The organism is Nonomuraea sp. NPDC050451 (assembly GCF_044458585.1).
Window position 1 is genome coordinate 1 of the sequence record NZ_JBITHZ010000071.1, and the last position, 17,196, is coordinate 17,196.

General features: G+C 69.0%; 19 protein-coding genes. 8 read left to right on the top strand and 11 right to left on the bottom strand.

The window, feature by feature from the left end; genetic code table 11:
* Positions 1-429 precede the first annotated feature (429 nt).
* Positions 430-1,029, bottom strand: coding sequence for a hypothetical protein (locus ACIBI9_RS65925; RefSeq protein ID WP_397238972.1), 600 nt, complete (start codon positions 1,027-1,029; stop codon positions 430-432).
* A 468-nt stretch (positions 1,030-1,497) separates the two neighbouring features.
* Between ACIBI9_RS65925 and ACIBI9_RS65930 the strand changes: the two genes are divergently transcribed.
* Positions 1,498-1,779, top strand: a complete 282-nt coding sequence (locus ACIBI9_RS65930; RefSeq protein WP_397238974.1) for a hypothetical protein — start codon at positions 1,498-1,500, stop codon at positions 1,777-1,779.
* Between the two features lie 814 nt (positions 1,780-2,593).
* Here ACIBI9_RS65930 and ACIBI9_RS65935 read toward each other — a convergent pair.
* On the bottom strand, positions 2,594-2,764 hold the full coding sequence (locus tag ACIBI9_RS65935) for a hypothetical protein (RefSeq protein ID WP_397238976.1): 171 nt from the start codon (positions 2,762-2,764) through the stop codon (positions 2,594-2,596).
* Between the two features lie 29 nt (positions 2,765-2,793).
* Between ACIBI9_RS65935 and ACIBI9_RS65940 the strand changes: the two genes are divergently transcribed.
* Positions 2,794-3,000, top strand: a complete 207-nt coding sequence (locus ACIBI9_RS65940) for a hypothetical protein (RefSeq protein ID WP_397238978.1) — start codon at positions 2,794-2,796, stop codon at positions 2,998-3,000.
* Positions 3,001-3,324: 324 nt separating this feature from the next.
* Here the strand turns inward: ACIBI9_RS65940 and ACIBI9_RS65945 are convergent, their stop codons facing one another.
* Positions 3,325-3,999, bottom strand: coding sequence for an SDR family NAD(P)-dependent oxidoreductase (locus ACIBI9_RS65945; RefSeq protein ID WP_397238980.1), 675 nt, complete (start codon positions 3,997-3,999; stop codon positions 3,325-3,327).
* Positions 4,000-4,089: 90 nt separating this feature from the next.
* Positions 4,090-4,917, bottom strand: a complete 828-nt coding sequence (locus ACIBI9_RS65950) for a zinc-binding dehydrogenase (RefSeq protein WP_397238982.1) — start codon at positions 4,915-4,917, stop codon at positions 4,090-4,092.
* A 123-nt stretch (positions 4,918-5,040) separates the two neighbouring features.
* Between ACIBI9_RS65950 and ACIBI9_RS65955 the strand changes: the two genes are divergently transcribed.
* The gene (locus tag ACIBI9_RS65955) at positions 5,041-5,937 is read left to right on the top strand and encodes a helix-turn-helix transcriptional regulator (protein ID WP_397238984.1); all 897 of its coding nucleotides are present in this window, start codon (positions 5,041-5,043) and stop codon (positions 5,935-5,937) included.
* A 414-nt stretch (positions 5,938-6,351) separates the two neighbouring features.
* Here the strand turns inward: ACIBI9_RS65955 and ACIBI9_RS65960 are convergent, their stop codons facing one another.
* From ACIBI9_RS65960 to ACIBI9_RS65970, 3 genes are all read right to left on the bottom strand, one after another.
* A complete protein-coding gene (locus ACIBI9_RS65960; protein ID WP_397238986.1) occupies positions 6,352-6,966 on the bottom strand; it encodes a hypothetical protein in 615 nt (204 codons plus the stop codon).
* A gap of 183 nt (positions 6,967-7,149) precedes the next feature.
* Positions 7,150-7,767 carry a maleylpyruvate isomerase family mycothiol-dependent enzyme gene (locus tag ACIBI9_RS65965; protein WP_397238988.1) on the bottom strand — a complete coding sequence of 206 codons (618 nt, stop codon included), beginning with the start codon at positions 7,765-7,767 and terminating at the stop codon, positions 7,150-7,152.
* Between the two features lie 15 nt (positions 7,768-7,782).
* A complete protein-coding gene (locus tag ACIBI9_RS65970) occupies positions 7,783-9,069 on the bottom strand; it encodes a M14 family zinc carboxypeptidase (RefSeq protein ID WP_397238990.1) in 1,287 nt (428 codons plus the stop codon).
* A 50-nt stretch (positions 9,070-9,119) separates the two neighbouring features.
* Here ACIBI9_RS65970 and ACIBI9_RS65975 point away from each other — a divergent pair, with 50 nt between their 5' ends.
* Positions 9,120-9,728 carry a TetR/AcrR family transcriptional regulator gene (locus tag ACIBI9_RS65975; RefSeq protein ID WP_397238992.1) on the top strand — a complete coding sequence of 203 codons (609 nt, stop codon included), beginning with the start codon at positions 9,120-9,122 and terminating at the stop codon, positions 9,726-9,728.
* Between the two features lie 23 nt (positions 9,729-9,751).
* Here the strand turns inward: ACIBI9_RS65975 and ACIBI9_RS65980 are convergent, their stop codons facing one another.
* Complete coding sequence (locus tag ACIBI9_RS65980; protein ID WP_397238994.1) at positions 9,752-10,375, bottom strand: TetR/AcrR family transcriptional regulator; 624 nt, start codon at positions 10,373-10,375, stop codon at positions 9,752-9,754.
* A gap of 83 nt (positions 10,376-10,458) precedes the next feature.
* Between ACIBI9_RS65980 and ACIBI9_RS65985 the strand changes: the two genes are divergently transcribed.
* Positions 10,459-11,880 carry an FAD-dependent oxidoreductase gene (locus tag ACIBI9_RS65985; protein ID WP_397238996.1) on the top strand — a complete coding sequence of 474 codons (1,422 nt, stop codon included), beginning with the start codon at positions 10,459-10,461 and terminating at the stop codon, positions 11,878-11,880.
* On the opposite strand, the gene ACIBI9_RS65990 is transcribed toward ACIBI9_RS65985, so the two are convergent.
* Both ACIBI9_RS65990 and ACIBI9_RS65995 read right to left on the bottom strand, forming a co-directional pair.
* On the bottom strand, positions 11,846-12,883 hold the full coding sequence (locus ACIBI9_RS65990; protein WP_397238998.1) for a BtrH N-terminal domain-containing protein: 1,038 nt from the start codon (positions 12,881-12,883) through the stop codon (positions 11,846-11,848). The two genes, ACIBI9_RS65985 and ACIBI9_RS65990, sit on opposite strands and share 35 nt — an antisense overlap.
* Positions 12,880-13,686, bottom strand: a complete 807-nt coding sequence (locus ACIBI9_RS65995; protein ID WP_397239000.1) for a MerR family transcriptional regulator — start codon at positions 13,684-13,686, stop codon at positions 12,880-12,882. Before ACIBI9_RS65995 ends, ACIBI9_RS65990 begins: the two co-directional genes overlap by 4 nt.
* Before the next feature lie 213 nt (positions 13,687-13,899).
* Here ACIBI9_RS65995 and ACIBI9_RS66000 point away from each other — a divergent pair, with 213 nt between their 5' ends.
* Entirely contained in the window at positions 13,900-14,130 is a 231-nt protein-coding gene (locus ACIBI9_RS66000) for a DUF6289 family protein (protein WP_397239002.1), read from the top strand.
* A 106-nt stretch (positions 14,131-14,236) separates the two neighbouring features.
* Here ACIBI9_RS66000 and ACIBI9_RS66005 read toward each other — a convergent pair whose 3' ends face one another.
* Positions 14,237-15,814, bottom strand: a complete 1,578-nt coding sequence (locus ACIBI9_RS66005) for an SMI1/KNR4 family protein (protein WP_397239004.1) — start codon at positions 15,812-15,814, stop codon at positions 14,237-14,239.
* A gap of 152 nt (positions 15,815-15,966) precedes the next feature.
* Between ACIBI9_RS66005 and ACIBI9_RS66010 the strand changes: the two genes are divergently transcribed.
* Together ACIBI9_RS66010 and ACIBI9_RS66015 are read left to right on the top strand one after the other, a co-directional pair.
* Positions 15,967-16,782 (top strand): SDR family oxidoreductase, encoded by an 816-nt coding sequence (locus ACIBI9_RS66010; protein ID WP_397239006.1) that lies wholly within the window; start codon positions 15,967-15,969, stop codon positions 16,780-16,782.
* Between the two features lie 10 nt (positions 16,783-16,792).
* Positions 16,793-17,188 carry a pyridoxamine 5'-phosphate oxidase family protein gene (locus ACIBI9_RS66015; protein WP_397239008.1) on the top strand — a complete coding sequence of 132 codons (396 nt, stop codon included), beginning with the start codon at positions 16,793-16,795 and terminating at the stop codon, positions 17,186-17,188.
* Positions 17,189-17,196: the final 8 nt, after the last annotated feature.

Genomic DNA, 17,196 nt, shown 5'->3' on the forward strand with positions numbered 1-17,196 from the left:
GACAACCCCCGCGAGCAGCAACCGGCCAACATCCGCCGCATCTACGGCCCCGAGCGGGAAGCGCTCGGGGCCGTCGAGATCGAACTCCTCCAGCCCGCCCGCACGCGGCATCACTGAACTACCCCGCCCGCGGGTGAGGCGGTAGCCGGCGTCCAGCCGTGGCTCTCCCCCGGACGTGCAACTCCCGCAAGCACCAATGGCGATCAAGCTGAGGCTGTAACCCCCGCCCCAGTCCGCTGAGCCCCTTGGCTCCCTCCACGGAGGAGGAAGCCAAGGGGCTCTTTGCGTTGCGGCTGTCCCTTCCGGATGAGGTTGGCGGCCGGGATGGGTTCTGAGGTCTTTCTTTCGGCGAGAGGTCTCAAACGTCCCGGGTAGTCGATCGGCATAAGCACGTGTGGCGTGGTCATCACGAACGGGTCGCAGACTTACTCAGGAGCCGTGGAACTCCTTGCGCCACGAGTCGAAGTCGATCTCCTGGGACCCGAACTCCTCCAGCCAGTCCACGAACCGGACGCCGTACCTCTTGCCTCCCGACTCGAGGATCTCGTCCGCTTCCGGTTCGGTGGGCGGGGTCAGGCCGAACGTCTCCTGCAGCCAAGCCACGTACGCCTCGTGCCCAGTGGAGTGCTCCTCGTCGGGGTCCGCCTCGCGCTCCTCGTCCCAAGCGGTGAACCATTCGTCGTCGATCGCGAGCAGCCGGAACAGGTTGCGCAGGCCTTCGATGATGTCGAGATCACCTTCGTCGCCGAAGCGGATGACAGGAAGTGTGGCGAAGTCGGTGCGGTTGTCGCAATGCCACAGGGCGTAGAACGAACCCGAGCCGGTGGCCTGAGCGAAGGGTGTGAGCCGGTCGAGGTGGCCTCGTACCTCCTCTTCCCGCCCCTCAAGGCACAGCCACTCCACCAAGCCGGCGTCGGGTCGGTCGTACCCGTAGAACTCGAACCCCTCCGAGAAGGCGTCCTCTCCAGGACCGTCGGAGAAGTCCTTGAGCAAGTTCAGTTCGGGAATGGGCGAGTAGGCGTCGGTCATATCAGCTCCGTAATCGAGTGGGTGGCATATGCGGTGCGCACGCTACCGCCCGGGACTGACACCAAAGGGGGAATCAGACAACTCAACCTGAACACCGACAGCTTTAACTGCAACCGACAACGGCGGCCGCGGCCACCGCAACGAGGCCCACACAGCCACCAGCCCTCACCATCACGAGCCCACCAACACTCTCAGTGACGCCAATAGTCACCATCGAGCCTTACAATGCTCATTGCCACTCATGACTCAGACATGTCACCAAGCTTCAAGATCAGAAGAACCCACGTATGGCTCCGCCATACGACGGGAACAGCGCCCACGCCCCCGGCGGCGATGTGGACCGGGTGTGATGGAGTTGGCGTGGGTCACGGTGCTCGGTCCCGACCCTGCACAGCTCGACTACCGGCTGCGCAAAGGCGCCGGCTGCGACCAGGTGACCTACCGGCTGGCCGACAGCGCAGCCGGTTGATGGACGGATCCCGCCCGGACACCGGCAAGCAGCTGGTGGAGCCGAAGAAGGCGACCAGCCCGCTGCCGCAACTGGTCGGCGAGCCGTTGCTGGCGGCGCTGCAGCAGGCCGCCGCCGAACACGGCGGCACGGTGGAGGAACTGGTCGCCGGAGTGAAGTCGGCCGTGGCGGGCTGGAGCGCGGGGTGGACGCTCCGGCCTTCCGGTCATCGCGGCGTGCTCATTCCCCTGCGCCATGAGCCGAAGGTATTGATCACGTCGGTCCGCGACCGGAGCTTCTAACCTGTCTGACGCGCCTCGTTCATGGCAACGGCCCTCCGGATCAGGTGTTGCGATCGCCTTTAGTGCCCAAGCTGCCCAGGTGGGGCCGCTTCAGGTCGTCAGGACCACCGGCGAGTGTTCATGGGGGGTTCACGCCGGTCTTGTCTGTGTTGGAGATGATCAGCCCCGATTGTGGAGGTGCGCGTGTATATGCGGAGAACGACTGGCCGTGTGGCTTGACCAGGTCCATCGTGGTGTCTGATGACGAGCCCACGTTGGGCGTTCGGGTCGTTGTCCTCTGTCTCGTAGTCGATCGTGGTCGGAGAGCCTTCGCCTTCTTGTGTGAATGTGACTCCCCCCGCACGTTGCTGTCGCCGCGGAGAACTGCAACCGCCCTCATCGAGCGGACCCACCTTCTTGTCGTAGAGCTGGACATGCTCGCTGGACGACGATCCGCCGCCACCCGATGCCGTGCCCGCGCACCCCATGTCGAGCATCAGTATTCGATCATGGAACGATCAGCGGGCAGCATGATTCGGCTGATCGGTGGACGCCCCGCACTGACATCGAAGCGGGAATTGCGTCTGGCATTCCGGCGGGGAACTCGCACGTCAGATCAGGCCGGGACGCTGCCGCGGCACGTTCTGTCCGGTCGAGCCTGTCTCGACGATCGAAAAGTACGCCACATAGCGATCCCAGAATCACGCCATCGAGCAATCCAAGTCACACCCGAGTAGGCGGCGGCGTTGGCCGACCGCGCGGCCATCAGGGACGATCTGGAGTGAGGAGATGTCGGAAAATCAAACGATTCTCGACATGATCTACAAGTTGCCCGTCATGCGCCGCCGAGAGAGCCGAGAGTACCGATGCTCAACCGGGCGCTCAGATCGAGACGCACCTCGCCGTAGGGGCGGACATGGAGCCAGAACAGCGGGGTCAGTCCGCGCCGGTCGACCGGGGTGAGCAGGGCGGACCACTCCGGGTCGGCGAGAACGTCTTGAAGCATCAGGACATTTACCCGTCAACACCCTGTTGGTGCAGCAGGTTCTGGCCGAACCGGCTTGGGCGAAGAAGCTCGCGGACGAGGACCGGCGCGGCCGAACCGCACTGTTCTGGTCCAACGTCAACCCGTACGGCACCTTCCGCCTCGACATGAACAAGCGCCTCGATCTGAGGCGCACATTGCCCCGCCGCCGCACTCTGGCGGACGCCGCCGCCCGATCGAACACGGAGACACGATGAAGGACTTCGCCGGCCTCATCACCGATCTCCGGATGAACGAGGCGCGTGGCGGGTGCTCGACTGATGCGGACCTGTGCCGCCCGCGAACTGCCACGGAGCTTGTCCGAGCGCCCGCGCCCCGCGAGAGGGCCCGGACGCGCTCGGGAAGGCGATCGCAACCCAGAGGGGTCACCTCACGGTGTATCCGCCGTCGACGACGGGGAAGTGCCTGTCCGACGCGGTACAGCCCCTCACTCACATCCGGGTCGTACTGCTGCCTCTGCTTCGACATGAGCCCCAACTTCCCGTGCAGCCAGGTCTCTGCGCCATGAGGGGAGACTCACATCAGTGGGCGGTGAAGCCACCGTCGACGGGCTGTTCCTTGAGGATCCCGGCCATGGCCTCGGCCTGGTTCTCGACCATGTCGGCGACCATCGGGGTGTCGATGACGCCGGGGCACACGGCGTTGATGCGGATGCCCCGGGGCGCGTACTCGACTGCGGCGCTGCGGGTCAGGCCGATGACGCCGTGCTTGGAGGCGTGGTAGGCCGCACGCTCGGGCAACCCGACGAGCCCGCCCAGGGATGAGCAGTTGACGATGGCGCCGCTGCCCTGCTCTCGCATCTGTCGCAGTTCGTGCTTCATCGCCGCCCACACGCCGCGCAGGTTGACGGCGTTGACCCGGTCGAAGGAGTCGGCCGTCTCGTCGGCGGCGTCGGTCGGCGGCACCTGGATGCCGGCGTTGTTGAACGCCATGTCCAGGCGGCCGTACTCCGTCACCGCGCGCCGCATCGCCGCTTCCACTTGCTGTTCGTCGGTGACGTCGCAGACGACACCGATCGCCCGCCGCCCGCGGCCGGTGATCTCCTCGGCTGCGTAGTGGACGGCATCATGGTCGAGGTCGGCCAGAACCACGGCGGCGCCGGAGTCGGCGAAGGCGCGGGCGGCGGCCAGGCCCATGCCGGAGGCGGCGCCGGTGACCAGGGCCACCTGCCCGGAGAAGTCGTAGGTGGGGTTCATGGTGTTCTCCCGTCGTACAAATAAGGTCCCGCAACCTGCCCAGGATTTTCGAGGTCCCACGCGAGGGCGGCTGGAATCGGTGAGTGAGGGTCAGGGCTTTAGCAGGGTTTTGATGGCGCGGCTCTCGTCCATCGCCTTGCCCGGAAGCTCCACCCCGTGCGCCACACCCACGAACCCCACGTGCCCGCCGGCGCGGGTGGAGCGGATAGCCTGCATCATCGATTTCTGGGTGCCGACGACCTCGATCAGGCTGTGGGCACCGTATCCGCCGGTGAGCTCCTTGATCCCGGCTACGCCCTCGTCGCCGCGCTCGGCGATGATGTCGGTCGCGCCGAACTCGCGGGCGAGCTTCTGCCGCGACATCGCGATGATCCGCTCTGCGCCCAGCTGCTTCGCGGCCAGAACAGCGAGCAGACCCACGGCACCGTCACCGACCACGGCCACGGTCTTACCCGGCCCGGCCTCGGCGGCCACGGCGCCGAACCAGCCCGTTCCGAGCACATCGGAGGCGGCCAGGAGCGAGGGGACCAGGTCGTCGTCCGGCATTCCGGGGGTGGCGACGAGGGTACCGTCGGCCAGCGGCACCCGCAGGTACTCTGACTGTGCCCCGTGGGCGCCCACGTCCTCGGCGTGCGCGCACCGTGACTGGTAGCCGGCCTCGCAGATCTCGCAGGTGTTGTCCGAGGCGAAGAACGAACCGACGACGGAGTCACCGATCTCGGTGACCACGCCGACGTACTCGTGCCCCATCGGGGTCGGTTGTGTCACTTCGTTGACGCCGCGGTAGTCCCCCAGGTCCGAACCGTAGACGCAGGTGGCCGACACGCGGATGATCGCATCCGTCGGCGCGACAATCGTGGGGTTCTCGCGCTCTTCCACCCGGACATCGCCCGGGGCATGAATGACAGCTCCACGCACTTACAGCATTCCTTTTCACACAGACTTTCTGGGGTGCCTAACCACCGTCCCGCGCCTCGCGGATGCCTGCCAGGCCCTCTCAGGGACCCCCACATCAGGAACAGGCGTCCTAGCCTTGAAGGCATGGAGTTTCAGCAGGAGATCCGGGGCTTCCTCATGAGCCGCAGGTCTGGGATCACACCCGAGCAGGCCGGCCTGCCCTACGTCGGAGGCAACCGCCGCGTCGAAGGACTGCGGCGAGAGGAAGTCGCGATGCTCGCCGGCCTCAGCGTCGAGTACTACACCCGCATGGAGCGCGGCCAACTCGGCGGCGCGTCCGAGAGCGTCCTCGACGCAGTCGCCCGTGCGCTGCAACTCGACGACGACGAGCGTGCCCACCTGTACGACCTGGCACGCAGCGTCGCGCCCGGCTCACCCCGCAAGCGCCCCAAGCGCACCTCACCCATCACCGCGTCGGTGCAGCAGGTCCTCGACTCCATGAGCGTTCCCGCCGTAGTGCAGAACGGCCGCCTCGATCTCCTCGCGGCCAACGACCTGGGCCGCGCTCTGTACGCCGACCTCTTCGACATGGCCCGGCAGCCACCGAACTTCGCCAGGTACGTGTTCCTCGACCCGCGTGCCGAAGATTTCTACGCCGACCTCGACCAGGCGAAGAACCTGCTGGTCGCGGTACTCCGCGCGACCGCCGGGCGTGATCCACTGGACCAGAAGGTGACCGAACTCATCGGCGAGCTCTCCACCCGCAGCACCGATTTCAGCACCCGCTGGGCCAAGCACAACGTGCGCCGCCACTCGCGCGGACGTAAGATCGTCAACCACCCGGCCGTCGGCAGGATGGACCTCGCGTACGACGATTTCGCGCTGCCAGGCGACCCGCACGTCTCCATCACCACCTACACCGCAGATCCCGGTACGCCCAGCGCTGACGGTCTCACCCTGCTGGCGACCTGGGCCGATACGCAGAAGCAGCCGCAGACCATCAACGACGAAGTACGCCGTACTCGCGCCCGTCACCCTTAGGTATTCGATCTGCTCGGCCGGTCACCTCCCGCCCGTGGTGGTCCACCGCGACGGCACGGTCCACGGCCTGCGGCTCGTCCGCGATCCGCCCCCTTCGAGACGCATGAACTGAACCTGCCCGGCGAGAGCCTTCTCGTGTTCTTCACCGACGGGCTCGTCCAGTCCGCCACCCGGGACATGGACCAATGCCTGGCGCAGCTCAGACGCGCTGCCCAAGGTCGTGGGCCGTGAGGACCTGGACGGGGCTGGGATCTGCAGGAATTCCGCCACTCGGCGCTGACCCATCTGGGCGAGGCGGGCGCGAGCCTGCTGATGCTGATGGCCAAATCCCGGCACAAGCCCTCACCGCGGGCCATCGCCGAGATCACCAGCCTGCTCGCCCCCAGGACCAGCGGCTGACCTGCCTCGGCTCACTCAACCAAGATCGCGATTGTGGGTTTGGGGCTTACCCTGGCTGCACCCGGCGACCCTCCCAGGGTTCGCGCGAACTGAAGGGTCCAGCCACGGCCACGACGCCTCATCCTTGTCATCCTCCGTGAGCGGGTGACGGACCTGCGCCAGCGTCCCGTCGGGGAACGGGTTCGCCGGCCGGGACACCGCGCCCACCAGGCTCTCCACGCCCAGCTCCAGATCCGACCTGGCCAGCGTCTTCTCGATCGTGCCCGCGGCCGGCTCATCGGCCGGCGCCAGGATGACCGCGTTGCTCGCCGCGAACGTCTCCACCGCCGCCACGTACTGGTCGACCTTCACGGCCTCGGCCCCGTCCAGTTCCTGGGCCTGCCGGCGCTGGCCGGTCTCGGCCCACAGCCACATGTCATCGCGCCGCACCCCGAACACCTGACTGATCCGCTCGACCGTGTGGTCGTCCAGCAGATGCGGAGAGCGCTGCGCCGGTTCCAGGGTCCGCAACTGCTCGCGGTTGGTGCCCAGCTGCTCCAGCACGATCGCGGTCATCATGTCCACGCTGCTCACCGGCCGCCACTCGGGCTCGCCCCGGCCGTCCCTACCGCCACCATCACCACGCGCCATGCGTCCGCACCAGCCGCCCGCCGTACCTTCACCACATCGAGACCCTAGGCCGACTCCTCCCAGCACGGGGTCCACTCAAGATCACCCCAATGTACGATCCCCTGACCGGCCTGCCCCCGCGCATCTTCCGCGACTGGGCGGTCGAGAACCTCGACCCCTTCAAGGTGAGGCGGGGTTCGTGGCTCAGGCGGCGACGTACCGGTCGCTCGCCTGCCCATGGAGACGCCCGGGTGGCAGCTTGCGGCCGTAGGCGACCAGGAGGAGGTCCTGCGCGGCGCCCATCAGCGGAGCGCCGGTGCCGAAGGACCACTCAAGGTCGTCGGCGCGCAGCTCGACGCCGTCGAGGTCGGCGCCGAAGAACCTCGCTGTTCGAGGGGTGACGGCATCGAGGAGAAGGCGAAGGCGGTCTGGTTGGACGCGGCGGTCGATGCCGAGGGCGACGGTGATGTCCAGGCCGTGGATGACGTCGTGGCCCAGAGCCGCCGTGATACCACCGACCGGTGGCTTCCAGGGGTGGTGGGCGTTGTCCCGGATGGCGCCGACCAGTTCGGCCGTGGACAGGCGGGCCGCGTCCTGACGGGCCCGCCGGTCGGCCATCCGGTTCACGTCGCCGTATGCCTTGACCAGCTCCAGCACCATCCTGGGCAGCGGGTAGCGGAATCCCAACGACATGTGCGCCGCCACCTCGCGCACGCGCCATCCGGCGCACAGGGTCGGCTCGTTCCACCTGGCGGGCGGCAGGTCCTGGAGCAGCTGCGCCAGCTCCCGGCGTTCGGCGGCGATCGCGGTCTTGATATCCATGGAGGTGCTCTTCCTCTAGTGGTTCGGCGCCGTGTGCGCGGCGGCGGTCAGGACGGCGCCCAGCTGGACGGCGGCCAGCTTGCGCAGCTCGATCGGCGGGCCGGGAGGGTCGGCCTCGGCCTCGCCGTACCACGTCTCGAAGCGCTCGGCGAGCAGGCGGCGCTGCTCGCGGATGGCCGGTGTCAGGTTGCCCGCGGCGATCTCCGCGTCGAGCGCGCGCAGGAATGTGCCGAGCAGGCGCAGCCGCATCAGGTGCAGCATCTGGCGGTTGCCGAACTCCTCGGCGACCGTGGCCGTACGGTCCGGATCGGGTACGGTCTCTTCGAGTTCGCCGAGTCTGCGGAAGGTCTCCAGCGTGCTCTCGGTCGAGCGGCGGAACGGCGAGCGCATGCTCAGGTCGCCGGCGACGGCCCGCATGCCCGCCCCCAGCGTGTCGATCACCTCGCGCCGGGCCGCCGCTCCCCCGGCCAGAATCTCCCGGTACGGGCGGCCGCTGGGGCTCTGGTCGGCCACGCGTTCGTCGGCCCAGGTCGGCACCTCGGTGACCAGGTGGAGCGCGCCGAAGGCGGCCGCGTAGTCGGCGCTGCTGCCGCCCGCCCCGAAAGCCCTGCCCACCTGCGAGCCGGGCGGGGTCAGATAGACGGCGGGAACGATCGGTTCGGCGCCGGGCAGCTCCGGCTCACCGTGGTGCAGGTGGAGGCCTTCCAGACCGGGCAGGGCGGCCAGCCGTTCGGCCAGCGTCGCGTCATGGCGGTTGAGGTAGAAGAACGCGCCCTGGTACTCGCCGTTGTGCAGTGAGCAGACCAACGACGGGCGTACCTCGTCCATGAGGCGCATCAGCGCGGTCGTCTCCGGCAGCGGACGGTCGAAGGAGTAGTCCGCACCGGCGAGCGGAAAAGTCCACTCGACCTGGTCGGCCAGGTCGGGGCGATAGAAGTGTTCGGCGTAGGCGCGGCGGTCGCCGGGCCTGCCGTACCAGCCCTCGTTCAGCCTTGCTCCGTCCGGATCCGCGCACGCCACGATGTGCCAGCGAAAGCCCGACTCCTGTGGATCTTGGCAGAGCAGCTTCACCAGGGTGAGGGCGGTCAAGGCCCCGACCGGCTCGTTGGGATGCGGTCCGGCGATGACCACCGCGTCCGCCGGGCCGTCGCCGACCGTCACGGCGTACAGCGGGTCGCCCAGCCGCGAGGTGCCGATGCGGCGCGACCGTACCAGGTCGGGATGGGCGGCGGTCAGCTTGGCCAGCTCGGCCTGGAGCGCGTCGACGGTCGGGAACGCGGCCCAGCCGGGGACCTGTCTCATGTACTCGGCAATATTCATAACGAGATTACGGTAATAATAGGATTATGCGAATGACAAGGGCCGAGGCCAAGGAGCACAACCGGCGGGCCCTGCTGGAGGCCGCGCGCCTGGTCGTCGCCCGCGACGGCCACCGGGCCAGGCTGGAGGAGATCGCCGAGCAGGCCGGGCTGACCACCGGGGCCGTCTACTCGTTGTTCGGCAACAAGAACGGGCTGCTCGTCGCCCTGGTCGCCGACTGCCTCACGCCGCACTACGACGGCATCGAGCAAGCCGTCCCCGCCGACATGGACCTCGTCGAGGCGGTGGAGGTCTTCGCCCGCCACTACCGGCGTCTGTGCGACGACCCCGACGCGCTGCGCCAGCTGTCGTTCGAGATCAGCCTCCAGGACCTTGCCCTGCGCGATCCTGAGCTACGGCCCAGGCTCGCCGCGTCCGTACGGGCGCACGAGGAGCGGCTGACCGCGCTGCTGTCCGGAAGGGTCCACGACGGGGACGCGCTCACGCCGCGGCAGGCGCAACGCCTGGCCACGGCCCTGCGCGCGCTCATGGTCGGCCTCAGCCAGGGGGTCATCCTGGGGCTGACTCACGCGGCACCCGAGCCGTACTTCGCCGCCGCCGCTCACGCCCTGGTCACGCCGGACGTGCTGGGACCACCCTGAATGCGCAACCTCGGCCGCCTCCGCTACACGTGCCCGGCCAGGCCCTCGGACAGCAGCGTGAAGGCGTGTTCGGCGTCGGCGACCGCCTGCGGATAGCGCTCGTCGGCGGACTGGCCGCCGTCCAGCGCCTGGGAGTTGTCCATCGACAACAGCCAGTGCACCCCCACCACCTGGGTGGCCACCAGCCGCGCGGTCAGGGCGGGAACGCCGGCGCTGTCCTGGAGCGCCTCCGCGAGCGCCCGTTCCGAACCCTCCTGAAAGCGGACCGCCCTCGCCCGTAGCGCCGGCGTCTCCCGGACCATGCGGGTGAGCGCGAGGATCGCCGGAACGTCGTTGAGGCCGGTGATCGGGTCGCGGTCGCGCAGGCCGTACAGGAAGTGGTCGCGGAGGGCGGCCAGCGGCCCGACGCCCGGCGGGCGGGCGCGCACCACGCGGGCCGCCTCGGTCTCGTGGTCGGCGAAGCGGTGGACGACGAGGTCCTCCTTGGCGGCGAAGTAGGCGAACAGGGTCCGCTTCGACACTTCGGCGGCCTCGGCCACCTCCGCCACTGACACCTGGTCGAAGCCGCGCTCGAGGAAGAGCGCGATGGCGGCTTCGGAGATGGCGGCATGGGTCCGCGCCCGTTTGCGTTCACGCAGCCCTGTCATGCCTCCACGGTATCAAAACCCGCACTCGTGCGTTTATTGCGCTAGGTATATATTTGCACCCGGTCGAGTATTGGGGAGGAACGATGGCCGAAGTGATCGTGGCGGGCGCCGGACCCACCGGGCTGACGCTGGCCTGCGAGCTGGCTCTGGCCGGCGTGGACGTCCTGGTGGTGGAGCGTCTGCCGTACCGGATCAACCAGACCAAGGGCGGCGCGATCCAGCCGCGCACACAGGAACTGCTCGAACTGCGCGGCCTGCTGGAGCCGATGCAGGCCAGGTCGCTTTCCCGCGAGCCGACGGGCGGGCACTTCGCGATGCTGCCCGTGCCGCTCGACTGCACGGGGTGGGACACCGCGCACCCGTACCCGCTCTCGATCCCGCAGGGGGAGATCGAGGAGGTGCTGGAGGAGCGTGCCACGGCGCTGGGGGTCAAGGTACTGCGCGAGAGCGCGGTGACGGCGGTGGAGCAGTCGGACGACGGCGTGGTCGTGACGGCCGGCGACCGGCGGATCGAGGCCCGATATCTGGTGGCCTGCGACGGCGCGCACAGTACGGTCAGGAAGCTGCTCGGCGTGCCGTTCCCCGGCAGGCCGGGGACGTACACGGCGGTGCTGGCCGACGTGCGGCTGTCGTCGGTGTCCGACCTCGTGCCGAAGACCCTCGGGCACATCAGCACGCTCACGCGCGAGGTCGACGACCGCTGGGTGATGCTGGTGCCGCTGGGCGGCGGCCGCTACCGGTTCACCGGCGGGGCGGCGGGCGAGGAGGAGCCGACCAAGGACAGGCCGGTCACGTTCGAGGAGATCGCCGAACTGCTGCGCGTCGTGTACGGCGAGCAGACCGTGCTGGCCGCCGTGGACAACGCATCACGGTTCAGCGACGCCACCCGGCAGATCGACAGCTACCGGGTGGGCAACGTGTTCTTCGCCGGCGACGCCGCGCACATCCACCCGCCCTTCGGCGGGCAAGGCCTCAACCTGGGCGTGCAGGACGCCTTCAACCTGGGCTGGAAGATGGCCGCCGTGCTGAGGGGCCGGGCCTCGGCGGACCTCATGGACACCTACCACGCCGAGCGGCACCCGGCCGGGGCCTGGGTCCTGCACATCACCCAGGCACAGCGGGTCTTCGCCACCCCCCGGCCCAGCGCGGACGTCATCGAACTGCGCAAGGTCTTCACCGACCTGATGCGCCTGCCCGAGGCCAACAGACACCTGGCGGGCCTGATGTCGGGGTTGTCGCACTCCTACGACCTGCCCGGCGACCACCCGCTGGTCGGCCACCGGGTCTCCGGCCTCGATCCGTCACTGTTCCTGGCCGGCAAGCCCGTCCTGCTCGACCTGGCCGGGATCCTCCCGCCCGACCTCGGCGCCACCCGCGCCCAGCCGGTGGACGGCCTGCCCCACGCGATCCTGATCCGACCCGACGGCTACGCGGCCTGGGCCGCGGACACGGATCCCGACCTGGAGGCCCTCATGAGCAATCCGTGCTGGTCCCTCCTGACGTAGCTCCGCTTGGGGTCTCACTCCCCAGGCGGCTCAGGGCCTGCATGGCCTCGCGCTCTATGCGTGAAAGATCGCACAGTACGGTGCCTGCCTGTACGAGATGCTGCGCGTCGTTTGATTCGCCGGCCTTTGTGATCAGTGCCGCGGCTTCCGTCCACAGGGTGGCTGCCTCGGCGTACAGCGCGTGGCCGGTGCGCAGGTGGCTGCTGTCGAGCAGGTGGATGCATTCGGCGAGGAAGTCGCGGTAGAGGTTACGGAACAGGGCGCCGCCGGTGCCGGCTTTCTCCATCAAGAGGGCGGCCTGGGGTAGGTCCCGCTGCGGGTTGTCGGTGCGCTGGAGCCAGGTGCGTACCAGCTTGCCGGCCTTGTCGATTCCACGGTGCCCCACGTTGGCGATGGGCGGGTTGAGGAAGGCGTCAGCGCAGGCGGTGATGGCAGGAATGATCTGGCTCCGCGGGGAAGGCACGTTCCTCGGAGCGGTGAGGGTGAAGGACCGGTGCTTGGCGGTCATCGGGCCGCGCGCGGCCCTGGCCTGGGCGAGCCCGGCCAGGCTGGTGGACACCGCTCCGCCTTGCTGGTCGGTGTCCACCAGGTAGGCGTCATGGTCGTCGTAGCCGTACATGGCGACCATATGACCGCCGAAGTGCACCTTCGACCCGAAGTAGTCCAGGTAGTAGCTGTCGAGCTGCAGTCCGACGGGGTGGCCGGCGTCGATGGGTGTGGCCACGTTCTCCCAGGCCCTGCGGGGGGAGGTGGTCTCCTGGACCAGGAGCTCAAGCCCGAGCCTGGTGGCCAGGTTTCTGGTGAGCTCGAACGGTTTGACCCGTCCCCCGAGGAAGGGGAAGCCCATGTTCTTGCTGTCCCAGTAGATGAACGACAGACCGGAGCCGAGGCCGAAGAGCATGGGCTCGGACAGATCGAGTCCTTGGTGCCGCAGCAACACCCCCAGAGCTGTCGTCTCGCAGTGCTGTGCACCGCGGGTGTCGACGTCTCTCACCTTCGTCATGCCATGCTCTCCTGGATGGGGATGATCAGCCGGGTCATCAGTTCTTCCTGCGGCGCCTCTGCCGGTCCGACGAGATAGGCCTCACGTACGGGCGCCTGCGGGCGCAGCCCGCGCTCGTGGATGGCGGCGAAGAGCGCGTTGTAGGCCAAGGGCAGCTGGGCGTACGGCCCGATGTGCACGGTCTCGGCCACGGGTCCGGCAGGCAGCACCTCGAACTCCAGGCCGGGCGGCCCCTCCCCCTGCGGCGTCTGCGCTCCGACGGCGATCTCCATCCGCTCTTCCAGATCCAGCGGGTACAGCGCCCACAGCGGCGGCTCCCACGCGATCCCCGCCTTGCCGAGCACGGGCAGCAGCCGGCCTACGCACTCCCCGACCTTCTCCCCGATCTCCGCAGGGGTGCAGACCGCTCGTGCCACTGCCAGCCGTCGCTCCGGCTCTCTGCCCATCGTCACCTCATAGCCGGGCAGGCCGCCCTCCGCCAGCCGCTCCAGCATCTCCAGCCGCGCCTGGTCCCTGCTGATCCGTTCGGCCAGCCGGTCCCGCTCAGCGCGCAGGATCTGTGCTCTGGGCTCGGGCTCGGCAGCCAGGGCCTGGGCGATCACGGCCAGCGGAAGATCCATCTCGCGCAGCAGGGCGATGGTCAGGGCATCGCGTGCCTGTTCGGGTGCGTAATAGCGGTAGCCGGAACTGGCGTCCACGTGGACCGGAGCCAACAGCCCCATCTCGTCGTAGTGCCGTAGCTGTTTGACGCTGAGCCGGCAGAGGCGGGCGAAGCGCCCGATGGTGAGAAGTTCGCCTTGCACGCCACCATGGTGGACCCTCCCACGGTGGGAGAGTCCAAACGCCGTACCACTGAGCCCCAAGGCCGCCTCGGCGCGGGCGATCTCCATGGGACAGGCCGCGCCTCTGACAGCGGTTTTGACCCTTTGAGTACTGGCGTTGACCTTCTTGATCAATTCGCTTCGGCGATCGATCATCGAGAGCAGTAGCGCTTCCTCGCCTCAGGAAGGATCTTCATGATTCGCCGCGCATCGTTAGCCATCCTGCTCGCCGTCGGCACCCTCACCGTCATGGGCTCGCCCGCACACGCCCGCGCCTGCCGGATCGACTACCACTGCGAAACGTACTACTACAGCGACTCCGACCGCACCACACTGGTGGGGATCAAGTACGAGAACTGCGTCGGGGATGTGACGTGGGTGGGCACGCGCGGGTCGTATCCGGAGTTCTACGAGACCCCCTGCTGATCCCCCTGGGCCGCGGGCCCGTCGTGTGCAGGTCGTCGGGCCGGCTCGCCGTCGACGGCGAGCCGGTCGATGTCGGCCTGCGACGGCACCATCGCGATCATCGCGTTCATTCCCAGTCAAGGCGGCCGTCGGTGACGACCGGCCGCTGACCGTTGATGGGCTTGCCGGTCTCCAGCGCCCGCGCGGTGGCCCGGAGCAGGGTCAGGTACGACGGCCACTGGCCGGTCCGCAGTCCTTCCTCATGGAAGAACTCGCCGACCTGCCCGGTTCGGGTGTCGATGAACAGGTTGTCCCCGCTGTAATTGGCTGCGAACGGGATGACGTGGCCGTGCCACCAGTAGCCGGACAAGTCCTCGCTCTGCAGCATGACGTCGCAGTTGACCTTCCACTCCTCGTGCAAGCGTCGGGCGGGCGTCAGCCGGTAGAACGGCGAGACCTGGAACTCACCTCCGTCGTGCCGCAGCAGCGAAGCGCGCAGGTCGTCGGGGAATCGCAGGCCCATGGCCGCCTCGGCGCGGGCGATCTCGATGGGCTTGGCGGGCCCGCCCAGCTTCTTGTACTCGGCAGGGGCCTTCCTGGCCAGCCACCGCTCGATGCGCCGCCACACGGCGTTCACCCGGGCGGTCACGGCAGGGCCGGGGTGGCGGACGACCGGCCTCGTCTTGGGCGGGATGCAGCCGGTGGCCTCGAGTTCGGCCTTGCTCGGCGGCGTCGGGGTGGGTGTCGGGGTGGGTGTGGGCGAAGGGCGCGGGGCGCCCGCGCAGTTCGGTGGCAGCGACGCGGCGGGCTTGTCCGCCCAGCGCAGCTCGCAGCCCGCGGTGACCGTGGGATACCACTCGCGCAGTGGCCCGCCGGATGCCAGTGCGGCCGCCACGCCTTCCAGCAGGTCCAGGTACGACGGCCAGCTCATCGGGCCGTCGTAGCGGATGCGCCGGCCGCCGCTCTTCTGACCCACCCGGCCCGTTCGCGGGTCGATGAACAATTCCTCGCCCCCGCCGGCGGACGCGAACGGCAGCAGGCTCCCGTGCCAGAACCCGTCATCGGGGTCGGCGTCCTCCTGCGACCCCGCCATGATCAGGTCGATGCAGTTGTAGCTGTGCAAGCTGGAGTAGCTCGACAATGTGGCCAGGCCGATGTCGAGGGGCAGCTGGAAACCCGCGCCGAAGTTGCCGTCGGCGCCGTCGTGCCGCATCAGCGACGCATACAGCGCGTCAGGGGTTTTGATGCGGAAGTAGCGTTCCCAGCTGTCGACGTCGCGCGGAGAGGCCGGAAAGGAGAGCTTGCGCAGCGTCGCGGAGGCGTGAGCGCCCAGCCAGCGCTCGATCGTGTCCCAGGCGGCGTTCACGCGCGCGGTCACGGCCGGGTCGGTGGCCCTCGCAGGAACAGGGGGTTCGGACGGCGGGTCCATGTTCACGAAGTACGTGGGGCCGGGTTCGCCCGAGGGCGCGGGCTCCGCCTCCACCAGATCGGGGCAGCCCACCTCGCGCGCCTGCTTGGCGGTGAGCATCCGGGCACGCATCGCGGCCTCCGCCTGGGGATCGCCGCAGTCGAGCGACATGCCGCCGCCCCACATGTAACTGCAGGTGACGACGCGGGTGCCGGCGAGCACGGCCCCGCCGCCCGTGGCACAGGCCCCGACGAGCACCAACGCAAACGCGACACGTAATGCCCGAACCTTGATCATCGCCGCACCATAGCGCGCTTCGCCCACCGGGCGCGCGGTCTATGAGCGGCCGGTCTGAGTTAGTCACGTAACTAACTATGGACAAGCACCTCGTCGGCCGCTATGGTCTCGTAACTGAGTCAGTCAACTAACTAACGAAGCGAGACAGAGCCATGATCGTTGTCACAGGTGCGACGGGCAAGGTGGGTGGAGAGCTGGTCCGGTTGCTCGCCGCCGCGGGCGAGCAGGTCACCGCGGTCTCCCGGCGACCCGCGCCGCTTCCCGATGGCGTCCGGCACCATGCGGCCGACCTGGGCGAGCCCGCCGGTTTGAAAGCCGCCTTCGACGGCGCCGACGCGTTGTTCCTGCTCGTCGCCGGGCAGGAACCGCAGGCGATCCTGGAGGCCGCCGAGGCGGGCGGGATCGGTCGTGTGGTCCTGCTGTCCTCTCAGGGCGCCGGGACCCGGCCGGAGGTGTACGGCCACCCGGCGGCCTTCGAGGAGGCCGTCCGCGGGTCGGGGTTGGAGTGGACGATCCTGCGGCCGGGCGGCTTCCACTCCAACGCCCTGGCCTGGGCCGAGCCGATCCGCGCACACCGTACGGCCGCCGCGCCGTTCGGCGACGTCGCGCTGCCGACCGTCGACCCGGCCGACATCGCCGAGGTCGCGGCCGTGGCGCTGCGGGAAGGCGGGCACGCGGGACGTACGTACACGATCACCGGGCCGCGAGCGCTCACCCCGCGCGACCGTGCCGCGGCGATCGGGGCGGCGCTGGGCGCGGAGGTGCGGTTCGCGGAGCAGACCCGGGAGGAGGCACGCGGACAGATGTCACGGTTCATGCCGGAACCCATCGTGGAGGGCACCCTCGCCATCCTCGGCACGCCGACCCCTGCCGAGCAACAGGTCAGCCCGGACGTGACGCGGGTCCTGGGACGGGCCCCGCGTTCCTTCGCCGACTGGGCCGCCCGCAATGTCGCCGCCTTCCGCTGATCGCACCACCATGAGCCTCGGAGCGCACGCCATGACCGGCTCGGCTGAGTCCTTCCTGGCCGAACCCCGCGTGGCCACGCTGACGACTCTGCGGCCCGACGGCTCCCCGCACGTGGTGGCGGTGCGCTTCACCTGGGACGGCGACGCGGGAACGGCCCGCGTGCTCACCGTCGCCGCCTCGCGCAAGGTCCGCAACCTGGTACGGGGCGGCCGCGCCGCGCTCTGCCAGGTCGACGGGTTCCGCTGGGTCACCCTCGAGGGCACCGCAACGGTGTCCGACGATCCGCGCCGGGTGGCCGAGGCTGCCCGCCGCTACTTCCGACGCTACGGTTCGCCGCCGCCCGCGCCGCCCGGCCGGGTCGTGATCGAGATCGCGGTGGACCGCACCATGACACTCAACACCTGAACGGATCC